Origin of the sequence: Rhizobium ruizarguesonis (assembly GCF_012349115.1) — a bacterium.
GTDB classification, from domain to species: Bacteria; Pseudomonadota; Alphaproteobacteria; order Rhizobiales; family Rhizobiaceae; genus Rhizobium; species Rhizobium ruizarguesonis.
On the sequence record NZ_PQIG01000024.1, the window covers coordinates 75,886 to 91,633 of the forward strand.

At 62.3% G+C, this 15,748-nt stretch carries 12 protein-coding genes; 9 read left to right on the forward strand and 3 right to left on the reverse strand.

Going from position 1 to position 15,748, the window contains the following annotated elements; all coding sequences use genetic code 11:
- Positions 1-150: 150 nt before the first annotated feature.
- From C3Y91_RS03855 to C3Y91_RS03895, 9 genes are all read left to right on the forward strand, one after another.
- Positions 151-2,040, forward strand: coding sequence for an ABC transporter ATP-binding protein (locus tag C3Y91_RS03855; protein WP_075224641.1), 1,890 nt, complete (start codon positions 151-153; stop codon positions 2,038-2,040).
- Positions 2,040-3,947, forward strand: coding sequence for an ABC transporter substrate-binding protein (locus C3Y91_RS03860; RefSeq protein ID WP_168575027.1), 1,908 nt, complete (start codon positions 2,040-2,042; stop codon positions 3,945-3,947). The genes C3Y91_RS03855 and C3Y91_RS03860 overlap by 1 nt, the downstream gene beginning before the upstream one ends.
- A 3-nt stretch (positions 3,948-3,950) precedes the next feature.
- A complete protein-coding gene (locus C3Y91_RS03865; protein ID WP_018071534.1) occupies positions 3,951-4,949 on the forward strand; it encodes an ABC transporter permease in 999 nt (332 codons plus the stop codon).
- A complete protein-coding gene (locus C3Y91_RS03870) occupies positions 4,949-6,121 on the forward strand; it encodes an ABC transporter permease (RefSeq protein ID WP_027690037.1) in 1,173 nt (390 codons plus the stop codon). The genes C3Y91_RS03865 and C3Y91_RS03870 overlap by 1 nt, the downstream gene beginning before the upstream one ends.
- A gap of 96 nt (positions 6,122-6,217) precedes the next feature.
- Complete coding sequence (locus C3Y91_RS03875) at positions 6,218-7,426, forward strand: glycosyltransferase family protein (protein ID WP_018071536.1); 1,209 nt, start codon at positions 6,218-6,220, stop codon at positions 7,424-7,426.
- 9 nt (positions 7,427-7,435) lie between these two features.
- Complete coding sequence (locus C3Y91_RS03880) at positions 7,436-8,683, forward strand: glycosyltransferase (RefSeq protein WP_168575028.1); 1,248 nt, start codon at positions 7,436-7,438, stop codon at positions 8,681-8,683.
- A complete protein-coding gene (locus C3Y91_RS03885) occupies positions 8,680-9,825 on the forward strand; it encodes a glycosyltransferase family protein (RefSeq protein ID WP_168575029.1) in 1,146 nt (381 codons plus the stop codon). The genes C3Y91_RS03880 and C3Y91_RS03885 overlap by 4 nt, the downstream gene beginning before the upstream one ends.
- Before the next feature lie 182 nt (positions 9,826-10,007).
- Entirely contained in the window at positions 10,008-12,722 is a 2,715-nt protein-coding gene (locus tag C3Y91_RS03890) for an ABC transporter transmembrane domain-containing protein (RefSeq protein ID WP_024321679.1), read from the forward strand.
- A gap of 102 nt (positions 12,723-12,824) precedes the next feature.
- Positions 12,825-13,292 (forward strand): cyclic nucleotide-binding domain-containing protein, encoded by a 468-nt coding sequence (locus tag C3Y91_RS03895; protein WP_018071540.1) that lies wholly within the window; start codon positions 12,825-12,827, stop codon positions 13,290-13,292.
- Positions 13,293-13,301: 9 nt separating this feature from the next.
- Here C3Y91_RS03895 and C3Y91_RS03900 read toward each other — a convergent pair whose 3' ends face one another.
- The 3 genes from C3Y91_RS03900 to C3Y91_RS03910 all read right to left on the reverse strand — a co-directional run bounded on the left by C3Y91_RS03900 (position 13,302) and on the right by C3Y91_RS03910 (position 15,504).
- Positions 13,302-13,592, reverse strand: a complete 291-nt coding sequence (locus C3Y91_RS03900; protein ID WP_024321681.1) for a type II toxin-antitoxin system RelE/ParE family toxin — start codon at positions 13,590-13,592, stop codon at positions 13,302-13,304.
- Complete coding sequence (locus tag C3Y91_RS03905; RefSeq protein WP_168575030.1) at positions 13,589-14,047, reverse strand: ParC-related protein; 459 nt, start codon at positions 14,045-14,047, stop codon at positions 13,589-13,591. The genes C3Y91_RS03900 and C3Y91_RS03905 overlap by 4 nt, the downstream gene beginning before the upstream one ends.
- 125 nt (positions 14,048-14,172) lie before the next feature.
- On the reverse strand, positions 14,173-15,504 hold the full coding sequence (locus C3Y91_RS03910) for an MFS transporter (protein ID WP_168575031.1): 1,332 nt from the start codon (positions 15,502-15,504) through the stop codon (positions 14,173-14,175).
- Positions 15,505-15,748 lie beyond the last annotated feature (244 nt).

Here is a 15,748-nt window from a genome sequence, read left to right on the forward strand (position 1 = left end):
TAGAACCCCTGCCATAATCTGCGTGTCTCGCCCGAGGGAACTTCGGCGGGAGACGGCGGTTTTTCTATGATTGTCATCAGCTAGACACCCCGTTTGCGGTACGGTAGTGTGCCTTAACGGGAACATAGAAGACTGGGGAATTTCATTGGTATGGCGTCTGCAGCCGATCTGTTGCGTATTGAAAATCTCGACGTCTCCTTCTCGGTTTTCGGTGACCGGTTACGCGTCGTAAAAGAAGCCAATCTTCGTATCCTTCCGGGCAAGGTCACCGCTCTCGTCGGTGAATCCGGCTCCGGAAAATCGGTGATCAGCCAGTCGGTCATGGGCATCCTGCCCAATCCGGCCAAGGCGTCTGGCCGTATCCTCTTTACCGATCCGCTCGACGGCAGCACGACCGATATCCTGTCCTTTCCGCGCGACAGCGAGGAAATGCGCGACCTGCGCGGCCGGCGCATGGCGACGATCTTCCAGGAGCCGATGACCTCGCTCTCGCCGCTGCATACGATCGGCAATCAGATCAGCGAAGTGCTGCTGATCCACACCGAGACCGACAAGCAGGAAGCCCGTGAAAGGACCGAGGAGATGCTCGGCCTGGTCGGCTTCTCCAATCCACATCGCACCTACGACATGTATCCGTTCGAACTGTCGGGCGGCATGCGCCAGCGCGCGATGATCGCCATGGCGCTGATCTGCAAGCCGGCGCTGTTGATCGCCGACGAGCCGACGACGGCGCTCGACGTGACGATCCAGGCGCAGATCCTGGAACTGCTGCGCGAGCTGCAGGCCAAGCTCGGCATGGCGATGCTGCTCATCACCCACGATCTCGGCATCGTCGCCAATATGGCCGACGAGGTGGTCGTCATCTATCACGGCGAGATCATGGAAGCAGGACCCGTCGAGGCGATCTTCCGCAATCCGCAGCATCCCTATCTCAAGGGCCTGATGGCCGCCGTTCCGCATTTCGACATGAAACCCGGCGAGCGGCTGAAAGCGCTGCGCGAGGTAACGGTCAATCTCGAAGCCCTCGTCGGCAAGAAGAAGCCGCTCCAGGCAGAGACGCCGGGCATCCTGCTGTCCGTCGCCAATCTCTCGAAGACCTACAAGACGCGCAAGCGCAGTTTCTTCGGCAAGCACGAAGCCACCGTGCTGCGCGCCGTCGACGATGTCAGCTTCGACATTTTCCGCGGCGAATGTCTTGGCCTGGTCGGGGAGTCCGGCTGCGGCAAGACGACGCTCAGCAAGATCCTGATGCGCGCTATCACGCCGGACAGTGGCGCGGTGGTGTTCAACGACGGCAAGGAGGTCGTCGACGTCCTCTCCGTCAAAGGCGCCGAACTGCAGGACATGCGAACCAAGATCCAGATGGTGTTCCAGGATCCGGTTTCCTCGCTCTCGCCGCGCATGACGGTGCGCAACATACTGAGTGAACCGCTCGAGATCCATGACCGCGGCGACAGTGACGAGCGCAAGCGCAAGGTCGAAGGATTGATGGCGGCAATCGGCCTCGACAAGCGTTATCTCAGCCGTTACCCGCACAGTTTTTCGGGCGGCCAGCGCCAGCGCATCGGTATTGCGCGGGCGCTCGCGCTCGGGCCGAAGCTCGTCATCCTCGACGAGCCGGTCTCGGCGCTGGACGTCTCCGTGCAGGCACAGATCCTCAACCTGTTGAAGGACCTGCAGAAGGAGCTGGGGCTTACCTATCTGTTCATTTCGCACAACCTCGCCGTCGTCGATTACATGGCCGACCGCATCGCGGTGATGTGCAAGGGCCGCATCGTCGAAATCGCGCCGCGCGAGATCATCCTGCGCGATCCGGTGCATCCCTATACGAAATCGCTACTTGCCGCCGTCCCCTTCCCCGATCTCGACCGACCGCTCGATTTCAAGGCGCTGAGAGAAAACGGCGCCGCCGACAAACAGAACTGGGGCGTGACCTTCACTGCCGAACATGACGACGCTTCCGAACTTGCCTATGCCGACCTCGGCGACGGCCATCTGGTGCGCGCCCGCAAGGGCGCCGATGCCAAGGAGTTGCGTTGATGGTGACGCGTCGCACGTTTCTTAGCGGCCTCGTCGGTGCGGCAATCGCGCCTGCGGTGGTGAGGGCGCAACTCGCCGCCGAGCCGGAATTCCTGAAGGAACGGCTGACAGCAGGCAGCCTGCCGCCGATGGCCGAGCGCATTCCTATCCGCCCGCGCATCGTCAACCTGAAGGAGATGGGGCTCGAACCCGGTGCCTATGGCGGCACGGTGCGCACCATCATCGGTAGCCAGCGCGACATCCGCTTCATGACGATCTACGGCTATGCCCGTCTGGTCGGCTACAACAAGCACCTGCAGTTCCAGCCGGATATCCTGGCCGGTTTCCAGTCCGAGGACGACACGGTCTTCACCTTCACGCTGCGCGAGGGCCATAAATGGTCCGACGGCCAGCCGTTCACGGCCGACGATTTCCGCTACTGGTGGGAAGACGTCATCTTGAACGACAAGCTGACGCCCGGCGGCGGCGCGCTGGAACTTCGTCCGCATGGCAGCCTGCCACGCTTCGAGATGCTCGATCCGCTAACCGTGCGCTACACCTGGGAAAAACCCAACCCGATGTTCCTGCCGACATTGGCAGGCCCCCAGCCGCTCGTCATCTTCGGCCCTGGTCATTATCTCAAGCAGTTCCACAAGAAATTCCAGCCGGACCAGGCGAAGATGGACGAGCTGATGAAGACCTACCGCGTCAAGAAATGGCAGGATCTGCACATCAAGATGGCGCGTTCCTATCGTCCGGAAAATCCGAACCTGCCGACGCTCGATCCCTGGCGCAATACGACGCCTCTGCCGTCCGAGCAGTTCGTCTTCGAGCGCAACCCGTTCTTCCACCGCGTCGACGAGACCGGCAGGCAGCTTCCCTATCTCGACCGTTTCATCCTCAACGTCTCCTCCTCGTCGATCATCGCCGCCAAGGCGGGTGCAGGCGAAGCCGACCTGCAGGCGACCGGCATCGATTTCAACGACTACACCTTCCTGAAGGAGGCCGAGAAACGCTTCCCGGTGAAGGTCAATCTCTGGAAGCTCGCGCGCGGCTCGCGCATCACGCTGCTGCCGAACCTCAACTGCGCTGACGAGGTGTGGCGCGGCCTCTTCCGCGACGTGCGCCTGCGCCGGGCGCTGTCGCTGGCGATCGACCGGCACGAGGTCAACATGGTGGCCTTCTACGGCCTCGGTACGCCAAGCGCCGATACGGTCCTGCCCGACAGTCCGCTCTTCAAGCAGGAATATGCCGACGCCTTCGTGAAGTTCGATCCCGACGAGGCCAACCGCCTGCTCGACGAGCTCGGCTTGACCAAACGCGACGACGACGGCATCCGGCTGCTGCCCGACGGGCGGCGCGCCGAGATCACCGTCGAGACCGCCGGCGAGAGCAATCTCGACACCGACGTGCTGGAGCTGGTGCACGACCACTGGGCCAATATCGGCCTGGCGCTCTATACCCGCACCTCGCAGCGCGACGTCTTCCGCAACCGGGCCATGAGCGGTTCGATCATGATGTCGATCTGGTACGGCCTCGACAATGGCGTGCCGACGGCCGACATGTCGCCCGCAGGCCTTGCGCCGACACTCGACGATCAGCTGCAATGGCCGCTCTGGGGCATGCACTACCTCTCCGCTGGCCAGGAGGGCGTCGCACCCGACCTGCCGGAGGCCGCCGAACTGGTCGACCTGCTCAGCCAATGGGGCTCGACGGCGAAATTCGAGGAGCGCCAGGTGATCTGGCACAAGATGCTGTCGCTCTATACGCAGCAGGTGTTCTCGATCGGCCTCATCAACAGCACGCTGCAGCCGATCCTTCGCGCCGCCAAGCTGCAAAACCTGCCGGAGAAAGCCCTCTACGGCTTCGATCCCACCTCCTATCTCGGCGTCTATATGCCGGATGCATTCTGGTACAAGGAGGCCTGAGGCGTGTTCAGATACATTCTCTGGCGCATCGCCGCCATGGTGCCGACGCTCTTCGTCATTTCAGCGCTGGTCTTCACCATCATCGAGCTGCCGCCGGGCGACTTCTTCGAGAGCCAGATCGCCGAGCTGCGCGCCTCCGGCGAGACCGCCAACCTCCAGGAAATCGAGGAGATGCGCCAGCAATACGGCTTCGACAAGCCGGAGATCGTGCGCTATTTCTACTGGGTCGGCGGCATGCTGCACGGCGATTTCGGCTATTCCTTCGAATACCAGCTGCCGGTCTCCGACGTGGTCGGCGATCGTCTGTGGCTGACGATGCTCGTCTCCTTCACGACGATCCTGCTCACCTGGCTGATCGCCTTTCCGATCGGCATCTATTCGGCCACGCACCAGTACAGCTGGGGTGATTACGGGCTGACCTTCCTCGGCCTGATGGGCATCGCCATTCCGAACTTCATGCTGGCGCTGATCCTGATGTATTTCGCCAATATCTGGTTCGGCATCTCGATCGGCCATCTGATGGACCAGCAATATATCTCGGCGCCGATGAGCTGGGCGAAGGCGCAGTCGATCCTCGCCCATCTCTGGATCCCCGTCATCATCGTCGGCACGGCCGGCACCGCCGGCATGATCCGGCGGCTGCGCGCCAATTTGCTCGACGAGATGCAGAAGCAGTATGTCGTCACCGCCCGCGCCAAGGGCCTGCCGCCGCTCAAGGCGCTGGTCAAATACCCGCTGCGCATGGCGCTCAACTTCTTCGTCGCCGATATCGGCTCGATCCTGCCGTCGATCATCTCGGGCGCCGAGATCGTCGCGATCGTGCTGTCGCTCGAGACGACGGGGCCGATGCTCATCAAGGCGCTGCAGAGCCAGGACATGTATCTCGCCGGCTCCTTCCTGATGTTCCTGGCCTTCCTCAACGTCATCGGCGTGCTGATCTCCGACATCGCGCTCGGCTTCCTCGATCCCCGCATCCGTCTGCAAGGCAGGAGCACCAAATAATGTCGCCCCTTCCCGCACCCGGCGCGCCGCTTCCACATTACGTCTCGACCGCGCCTTTCGATCCGCGTGCGACCGAAAGCATGACGGCGGCGCAATCGCGCATCCATCTCGCCTCGCAGAAGCAGCTGATGTGGTGGAAGTTCAAGCAGCACAAGCTGGCCTTGATCTCCGGCATCTTTCTCGCCGCCGTCTACCTGATGATCCTGATCGTCGAGTTCCTGGCGCCCTACGGCCTGCACACCCGCAATGTCGATTTCATCCACGCGCCGCCACAAACCATCCACTTTTTCGACAAGGGCAGCTTCGTCGGTCCCTACGTCTACGGCCGCAGCATGACGCTCGATATCGACACGCTGCACCGCGTCTATACCGACAAGACGAACGACGTGCAGCCGATCCGTTTCTTCTGCCGCGGCGATGCCTATAAATTCTGGGGCGTTGTCGCCTCGAACTATCACCTCGTCTGCCCGGCGATCGGCGGCCAGATGTTCCTGCTCGGCACCGACCGGCTCGGTCGCGACGTGCTGTCGCGCATTCTCTACGGCGCGCGGATATCGCTGACGATCGGTCTGATCGGCATTTCGATCAGCTTCGTGCTCGGCATCGTCATCGGCGGCCTTGCCGGTTATCGCGGCGGCATTTTCGATCTCATCGTCCAGCGCCTGATCGAAGTGCTGCAATCGCTGCCGAGCCTGCCGCTGTGGATGGCGCTGGCCGCCATCATGCCGGTGACGTGGAGCCCGATCGTCATCTATTTCGGCATCACCGTCATCCTCGGCATCATCGACTGGACGGGGCTGGCGCGTGCCGTGCGCTCCAAGCTCCTGGCGTTGCGCGAGGAGGATTATGTCCAGGCCGCACAGCTGATGGGCGCCAGCACGCCGCGCATCATCGGCCGGCATCTGGTGCCGGGCTTCATGTCGCATCTCATTGCTTCGGCGACGATTTCAATCCCCGGCATGATCCTTGGAGAGACCGCGCTCTCCTTCCTCGGCCTCGGCCTTCGTCCGCCGATCACCAGCTGGGGCATTCTGCTGACCGAGGCAAAAAGCGTCAGCGTCATCGCCTTCTATCCGTGGCTGCTCTATCCGATCATTCCTGTTGTTCTTGTCATTTTGGCGTTCAACTTTCTGGGAGACGGCTTGCGTGATGCGGCAGATCCCTACAAATAGCAGGAAACGCGGCGGCCCCTCACGGCACCGCTCCCACCCCTTGGCCTCCGGACGGTGGGGGTACTAAGTATGTTGCTCACCCCAGAAGGGATGCCCATGTCCAGACGTCTCGAAGATGCGCGCATCCTCATGTACAGCCACGACACTTTCGGTCTCGGCCATCTGCGCCGCTGTCGCGCCATCGCCCATGCGCTGGTCGAGGATTATCGCGGCCTCAACATTCTGATCATTTCGGGTGCCACGATCGCCGGCGCCTTCGACTACCGCGCCCGCGTCGACTTCGTGAAGATCCCGAGCGTCATCAAGCTGCGCAACGGCGAATATACGTCGCTTGCCAGCCATATCGACCTGCACGAGACGCTGAAGATGCGCGAATCGAGCATTCGCCACACGGCCGAGACCTTCCAGCCCGATATCTTCATCGTCGACAAGGAACCGATGGGCCTGAAGGGCGAAGTCGAGGATACGCTCGCCTATCTCAAGGCCCGCGGCACCGTTCTGGTGCTGGGGCTTCGCGAGATCATGGATGCGCCGCATCTGCTCGAGGCCGAGTGGAAGAAGAACAGCATCATGCAGAAGATCGACCAATATTACGATAGCGTCTGGGTCTATGGTCCGCCGGATTTCTACGATCCGCTGATCGGCCTCGACGTGCCGGCCAGCCTGCGCCGGAAGATGGATTTCGTCGGCTTCCTGCAGCGCAGCGTCTCCAGGGGCAAGACCTCGATCAACGCCCGCAAGGACAATTACATCCTCGTCACGACAGGCGGCGGCGGTGACGGCTCCGATCTCGTCCACGACGTCATGAACGCCTACGAGGCCGACCCGACGCTGACGCAGAAGGCGCTCGTGGTGCTCGGGCCCTATATGCCGGCCGCCGAGCGCGCCAAGCTGGTGCAGAAGGGAGAAGCCATTCCCTATATCGAGGTGATCGAGTTCGACAATCACATGGAAGAGCTGATCGACAGCGCCACCGGCGTTGTCGCCATGGGCGGCTACAACACCTATTGCGAGATCCTCTCCTTCGACAAACCGGCGCTCATCGTGCCGCGTGTCAAGCCACGCGAGGAACAGCTGCTGCGCGCCCAGCGGGCAAGCGAGCTCGGCCTCGTCGACATGCTGCTGCCGGAACAGTCCGTCGACCCGACAATCATGGCCGAGGCGCTGAAGCGTCTGCCTTCCCGCCAGCCACCGTCAAAGAGCGGCGGCAATATGCGTCTCGAAGGGTTGGACCATATCTCGCAGACCGTCGGCCGGTGGATCGACGGCCGCGGCAGCCACCTTTCCCTCGTCGGCGCGGAATAGGGCAAAGCGTTGCCGCCACGCCGCAAGATCCTCGTCGTGCTGAAAGGCTATCCCCGCCTTTCGGAAACCTTCATCGCCCAGGAGCTGCTCGGCCTCGAAAAGGCCGGCTTCGACCTGACGCTGATTTCGATGCGCCGGCCGACCGACAAGAAGCGCCATCCCGTGCATGACGAGATCCGGGCGCGGGTCGTCTATCTGCCGGAATATCTGCACGAGGAGCCGATTCGCGTGCTGAAGGGCCTCATCGCCGGCTTCTCCAGACCCCGCTTCAAGGCGCTGATGAAACGCTTCCTCGCCGACCTCAAGCGCGACATCTCCCGCAACCGCTTCCGCCGTCTCGGCCAGGCGCTGGTGCTTGGGCGCGAATGGCCGGACGAGGGCGAATGGCTGCATGCCCATTTCATCCACACGCCGGCCTCGGTGACGGAATATGCGAGCATCCTGACCGGCACGCCCTGGACCTGTTCGGCGCACGCCAAGGACATCTGGACGTCGCCCGACTGGGAGCTGCAGGAAAAACTCGGCAGCGCCCGCTGGGCGGTCACCTGCACCAGGACGGGCTACGAACACATGCGGGCGTTGACCGACCGAAAGGATGCGGTGCATCTGAGTTATCACGGTCTCGATCTCGCCCGTTTCGGCCATTTTGCCGGCGAGCGTTCGAACCGAACCGGCAGCGACCCCGACGATCCGGCCTTCATCCTCAGCGTTGGCCGCGCCGTCGAGAAGAAGGGTTACGACGTGCTGCTGCGCGCGCTGGCGCTGCTGCCTGCCAACCTTCACTGGCGCATGGACCATATCGGCGGCGGCGAGGAGCTTGCGAAGCTGAAGGCGCTCGCCAGCGAACTCGGTATCTCCGGCCGCATCGTCTGGAAGGGTGCGATGGCGCAGGAAGACGTGCTCGATCATTACCGCCGCGCCGACCTCTTCGCGCTGGCCTGCCGGATCGCCGCCAACGGCGACCGCGACGGCCTGCCGAACGTGCTGGTCGAAGCCTCGAGCCAGCGGCTCGTCTGCGTCTCGACGGAAGTATCCGGCGTGCCGGAGCTCCTGAAGAACGGTGAAAACGGCCTCGTCGTGCCGCCGGAGGATCCGGCGCTGCTGGCCAGGGCGCTGGAGGCGGCGATCCGCGACCCGGCACTGCGCAAGCGCCTCGGCGACGCCGCCGAAAGCCAGGTGCGCGAACATTTCGACTATCACTCCAGCATCCGACAGCTCACCGGCCTGTTCGAGGCCGAATGGCAGAAGGCGTCATGACGACACCGCGTATTTTCTTCTATGTCCAGCATCTGCTCGGCATCGGCCACATAGCCCGCGCCAGCCGCATCGCCAATGCATTGGTGAAAGACGGTTTTGACGTGACTGTCGTGACCGGCGGCCTGCCGGTGCCGGGCTTTCCGGGCGAAGGCATAAAGACCGTGGCCTTGCCAGCAGTCGTCGCCAGCAATGCCGGTTTCTCCGGCCTCGCCGATGCCGATGGCCGGCCAGCCGGCGAGGATTTCCTCCATGCCCGCCGCCAGCTGCTGCTCGATGCCTTTCATGCCGCAAGGCCTAATGTCGTCATCATCGAGGCCTTCCCCTTCGGCCGGCGACAGATGCGCTTCGAACTCCTGCCCCTGCTCGCGGCGATCGAAAAGGCCGAACCGCGGCCGAAACTCTTGAGCTCGGTGCGCGACATCCTGCAGGAAAACCGCAAGGCCGGCCGCGACGCGGAGACGGTCACGCTGGTCAAGGACCATTTCGATGCCGTGCTCGTCCACGGCGATCCCGATTTCGTCAGGCTTGAGGACACCTTCCCGCTGACATCAGAGATCGCCGACAGGCTGCTTTATACCGGCCTCGTCGCAGCCCCGCCGGCGCCGGAACCGACCGAGACATTCGACATCATCGCATCGGCGGGCGGCGGTGCGGTCGGTGCTGCGCTGATCGGCGCGGCCAAAGAGGCGGCAGCGCTGTTGCCCGCCGATCTTCGCTGGCTGCTGGTCGCCGGCCCGAACCTGCCGGAGGCAGATTTCGCCGCACTGTCTGAGGACGCGGCCCCGAATGTGACGCTGGTGCGTTTCCGCAAGGATTTTCCCTCGCTGCTGCGTGGCGCCAAGGTCTCGATTTCGCAAGCAGGCTACAACACGGTCGGCGATCTCCTGCGCACCGCGTGCCGGGCGATCCTCGTCCCCTTCGTCGCCGGCGGCGAGACCGAGCAGACGGTGCGCGCCGAACGGCTGCAGGCGCTCGGCCTTGCCGATATTCTGCCGGAATACGGACTGACGCCGGGCCATGTGAAAGAGGCCGTCGAAAAGGCGCTCACCGTACAGCCAAGGGGATCGGTCCTGCTCGACCTCGACGGGGCGGAGAAAACCGCCCTCATCATTCGCTCCATGATTGCCGAATCCCTCGCCTAATCCAAAATTCCTGTGGTATAAGCAATGTTCCGGCGAGAATCGGCACCTTTGCAGCCGGTCGCTTCGCCTTGTTTTCATTGCGATATCGGCGGTCCAGCTGCATGATCCTAATCTCAGAATTCCTCCCCGTCCCGGCGCCCGGCTCGCGCCCCCGGAATGTCCCAGCAAGCTGACGGTTAGCCATGGAAAAAAGCCTCGCCCGCTACATCTGGAAGAACACGCGGCTGCAGCAGCTGTGGATTCTGGCTGTCGTCGCCGCCTCTATGGTGCCCTATTTCCTGTCCTTCGACCTGCCGAAGCAGATCGTCAACGGACCGATCCAGGGAGACGGCTTCGAAGGTCCGGGCGCAAGGCAGACCTTCATGCATATTGCCTACGACATTCCGCTGATCGGACATGTCGAATTCTTTCAAGGGTTGCAGCTCAACCGCTTCCAGATGTTGATGGCCCTCAGCCTGGTGTTTCTGGCGCTGGTGGTGCTGAACGGCCTCTTCAAGTTCTATATCAACACCTATAAGGGCCGGCTCGGCGAACGCATGCTGCGCCGGATCCGCTTCGAGCTCATCGACCGGGTGCTGCGCTTTCCGCCCATCCATTTCAAGCGGGTAAAATCGGCCGAAATCGCCACCATGATCAAGGACGAGGTGGAGCCGATGGGCGGCTTCACCGGTGATGCCTTCGTCTCTCCTGCCCTTCTCGGCGGCCAGGCGATCACGGCGCTCGCCTTCATCATCGTGCAGAATTTCTGGCTCGGCATGATCGCCGCCGGCATCGTCGGCGTGCAGGCAATCGTCATTCCCCGCATGCGCAAGCGCCTGCTGGATCTCGGCCGCCAGCGGCAGCTGACGGCGCGCGAGCTCTCCGGCCGCGTCGGCGAAATCGTCGACGGCATCGGCACGATCCACGGCAACGATACATCGAACCTCGAACGCGCCGACATCGCCTCGCGGCTCGGCCGGATCTTCTCGATCCGCTACGACCTTTACCAGTGGAAGTTCCTGGTGAAGTTCATCAACAACTTCCTCGCCCAGGTCACGCCTTTCCTGTTTTACGCGATCGGCGGCTACCTGGCGCTGCAGGGCCGGCTCGACATCGGCCAGCTCGTCGCCGTCATATCAGCCTATAAAGATCTGCCGGGTCCGCTGAAGGAACTGATCGACTGGGACCAGATGCGCCAGGACGTGCAGGTGAAGTACCAGCAGGTCTATGAGCAGTTCAATGTCGAGCCGCTGATCGACAGCCGCATCCAGGAACTGGCAACCGCCCCGGTCGGCGCGCTGACGGGCGCCTTCGTCGTCACCAACCTGTCGCTCTCCGACGACAGCGGCGCCCGCCTCGTCGACCACGTCTCCGTCGAGATCAAGCCGAACGAGACGGTGGCGATCGTCGGGCCGAACGGCAGCGGCGCGGAAGCCTTCGCCGAAGCGCTCGGCCGCATGGTCTGGCCGGACTCCGGCCGCATCACCATCGACGGCCGCGATCTCCTCGACATGCCGGAATCGATCACCGGCCGGCGGATCTCCTATGCCTCGTCCGACACCTTCTTCTTCCACGGCACGCTCGCCAGCAATCTGCTCTACGGCCTGAAACATGCGCCGATGACCGATCCGGTTTACGACGAGCGGGAAGCGCTGGAGTATAAATGGCATTCCGCCGAGGCGGAGAAAGCCGGCAATCCGACGCTCGACTTGAACAGCGACTGGGTGGACTACAAGGCCGCCGGCGCCAGCGGCCCCGAGGACATTCTGAAAGCGATCCGCCCGGTGCTCGACGCCGTCCTGATCTCGCAGGACATCCTCGATCTGGCGCTGCGCTCGACCGTCAACACCGACGTGCATGTGGCGCTCGGCGACCATGTCGTCGCGCTACGCGCCTCGCTCAGGGACCGGCTGCGCGACGAGGGGCTCGACACGATCGTCGTGCCTTTCGATTTCGACGCCTACAATGCCCAGGCGACGGTCGGCGAGAACCTGCTCTTCGGCACGATGAAGCGGCCTTTGATGACCAATCGCAGGCTTGCCGCGCATCCCTATTTCCAGCAGCTCTTCCGTGAGACCGGCCTCAGCACCGATCTCTACGACATGGGCCTCGAGATCGCCGAGAACGCCGTGGAACTCTTCCACGACCTGCCGCCGGACCATCCTTTCTTCCAGCAGCTGACCTTCATGACGGCCGACGACATCCCGACCTACCAGGCGCTGCTGCAGAAGCTGCAAAGCCGCCGCTTCGAGGACGCCACGCCAGAGGAACGTTCGGCCATCATCCGACTGAGCTTTGCCTATATCGAGCCGCGCCATCGCTTCGGCTTGCTGACAAACGAACTCATGGAGAAGATCGTCAACGCCCGCAAGCAGTTCCACGAACATATTCCGGCCGATCTCGCCGAGCTGATCGAGCGTTACGACGCCGAGCGTTTCACCCCGTCGGCAAGCCTGATGGACAATGTGCTCTTCGGCCGTATCGCCTATCAGCAGGCCGACGCCTCCGACCGCATCCGCGGCATCATGGGCGAACTCTTCGATGCGCTCGACCTTTATGACGACGTGCTGTCGATCGGCCTCGAATTCGACGTCGGCTCCGGCGGCAAGCGGCTGACCATGGTGCAGCGGCAGAAGCTGAACCTGGCCCGCGCGCTTTTGAAGCGCTCGGACTATTTCATCTTCAACCGGCCGCTGTCGGCGCTCGACCAGCGCGTTCAGGATCAGATCACCCGCAACATCATCGAAGGCCTGCATGAAGAAGGCCATCGGCCGGCGATCATCTGGGTGCTCTCCAATGCCCGGCTGGCCGAAATGTTCGACCGGATCCTGCTCTTTGACCGCGGCGGATTGGCGGAAGCCGGAAACTATCCGGAACTTTCCGAGAAAAACGGGATGTTCAAGGAACTGTTATCGTAATATTCTATAGGGGCGGCGATGGTGGGTGTTCCCGATGGGGAACACCTCGGAGTTTGAAGATGCCTGGTCCTGCGGACCCTGCGTCAGGGGATTGAAACGCTCATGCTGTTGAGAGACGAAGTCGAAATGCTGCGAAGGGTGCCGATCTTTTCAAGAATCGCGCCAGCAAAGCTCAAGCTTTTGGCCTTTACCTCAGATCGCATGACCTACAAAGCCGGGCAAAATCTCTTCCTTCAGGGCGATGTCGGTGATGCCGCCTACGTCATCCTCTCAGGTACCGCCGATATCGTCGTCTCCTCGCCGGCTGGCGAGATCAAGGTCGCCGACGTCGAACCCAATTCCATCGTCGGCGAAATCGCCATCCTCTGCGATGTCTCGCGCACGGCAACGGTACGCGCCACCTCGCCGCTTGAGGTGCTGCGCATCAGCAAGGAGCACTTCCTGAAGCTGCTCAGCGATTTCCCTGAAATGGCCGTGGAAATCATGCGGGTGCTGGCCGACCGCCTCAACCACACCACCGCGGAGCTGACCGCTGCGCGGGCGGCCAAGCAGCCGCAGATGGCGCAGTAGGATTTCGCTTCAGGATTTCGGCGGCCATTTCTGTGCGCCGCGGACGAGACGCAAAATTTCCACCTGTTTGATTTTTTGGCGAACCCGATAGATCACGATAAAGGATGTGCGTGAAATGATCAGTTCGCGCGTTCCATCAATTCGTCCGGGCCGGTCGATCTCCGGCTGATCGATGAGCAAATCGGTCTGACGCTCGATCTCATCAAGCTGGCTTATTGCGGCGCCGACGTTCTGGTCGGTGATAAACTGAATTGCTTTCTTGCGATCTGATTCAGCTTTCGCACGCCAGACGAGCTTTATTTGGCCTCGCCCTTAAGCCGCGCCAGGAGCTCTGCCCGTTGACGCGCCATCTCCTCCTCAACGACCTCGTGAGGAATCCAGACGGTATTGGGATCATCGGCATCCCGGATCGCTTCCTCGACCTGTTCGCGGAACCACGTGTCGTATTCCGCCGCCTCATGGGTACGACGCAGAGCTGCGGCCCGATCCGGCCGCGATGCCGTCCCCGGAGCATAATCGACTGCATCGACATCGAACTTAGAGATGCCGACATCCCTGAGATAAGACACCAAGGTATCGATGCGCTTGAACACGCGCACCTGCCGGCTGCGTTGGGCGGCGAGCGGGCGCTCGGCCTTGCCGTAGCGGATGACGACGGACCAGCCACCGGTCTTGCCGACGACATGAGCCGCCTCGACCGCTCCTGCTTCGACAAGGCGGGAAAGGGTCGAATGATCGATGGTTTCCGCGGTCATGGCATATCCTCGTTCAGGCCGACAAGGATTTAATTATAGATTGCCATGCATTCTCATTGGAATTGCGCTGCCCGAAAACGACAGCCTGCATGGTTTCCCATGCAGGCCGGTGCGTTCAAGCCCGCCTATTCGCGCTGTTCCAGCGCCCTGCTGAAGGCGAGGGCCGCAAGCGTGCAGACTGCGCCGGACAGCAGGTAGTAGCCGACGAAGGTCAGGCCGAAGCGGCTGGAAAGGCTGAGCGCCACCAGCGGCGCAAAACCCGCGCCGATCAGCCAGGCGAGGTCCGAAGTGAAGGCGGCACCCGTATAGCGGTAACCGCGACCGAAGCGCGACGAGATCGAGCCCGTCGCCTGGCCGAAGGAAAGGCCGAGCACGCCGAAGCCGATGATGACGAAAGCGTCATGGCCGCTGTTGCCGGATGCGATCAGGCTCGGCCCGATAAAGCTGAAGACAGCGATGATGACGGCGCAGATGGCAAGCTGGGCGCGCCGGCCGATACGGTCGGCAATCAAGCCCGACGCGATGATGGTGAGGATGCCGACCGCGGCGCCGATCACCTGCACCACCATGAAGGCGCCGATCGGCTGGTTGCCGTAAAGGCTCATCCAGCCGAGCGGGAAAATGGTGACGAGGTGGAACATGGCAAAACTTGCCAGCGGCACGAAGGCGCCGATCAGGATGTCACGGCCATGAACGCGCAGCACGTCTAGGATGGGGGCGGCTTCCAGCTCGTGCTGTTCCAGCAGCGTGCCGAATTCCTTGGTCATGACCAGGCGCAAACGCGCAAACAGCGCCACGACATTGATCGCGAAGGCGACGAAGAAGGGATAACGCCAGCCCCAGGAGAGGAAATCCTCACTGGAAAGATTGGCGACGAAATAGCCGAACAGGGTACTCGCCAGCGCAAAGCCGATCGGCGCGCCGAGCTGCGGGATCATCGCATACCAGCCGCGGTGCTTGGCCGGCGCATTGAGCGCAAGCAGCGAGGCAAGGCCGTCCCAGGCGCCGCCGAGCGCAAAGCCCTGGCCGAGACGGAAGAGCGCCAGCAACGCGATCGACCAGACGCCGATCTCGTCGAAACCCGGAAGGAAGGCGATCGAGGCCGTGGAGCCACCGAGCAGGAAGAGCGCAATCGTCAGCTTGGTGCCGCGGCCATACAGCCGGTCGATCGTCATGAAGACGACGGAGCCGACCGGGCGGGCCAGGAAGGCCAGCGAGAAGATCGCGAAGGAATAGAGCGTTCCCGTCAGCCTGTCCGGCGCGAAGGGGAAGATCAGCTGTGGAAAGACCAGGACCGAGGCGAGGCCGTAGACGAAGAAATCGAAGAATTCCGACATGCGGCCGATCACCACGCCGATGGCGATGCTGCCCGGCGAAACCGGCTTGTCGTCGTGAATGCGCCGCGCGTCGCGTTCCAGCGACGACGATGACGGTCCGTAATGCGATGTTGTAGCCATAAACGCCTCCCTCGTTGAAGCGCTTTCGGCAAGGCGCCTCAGCCTGATCTTGATCAAACCTGCAGGCTTATCAAGTCCGTAAGACGTAAATAGTTCATCATGGCGGCTCAAAATGAGGCGTGGGCGGAAAAAACAGCGTGATCCGGAGCGCGATTTTCCGATGGGATGCTGGCCTGCTCGGTTCTGGCGGATATATTGATTGGAAACATGCGCTGGCGGAAGAATCCTTCTTGATTTCATCAGG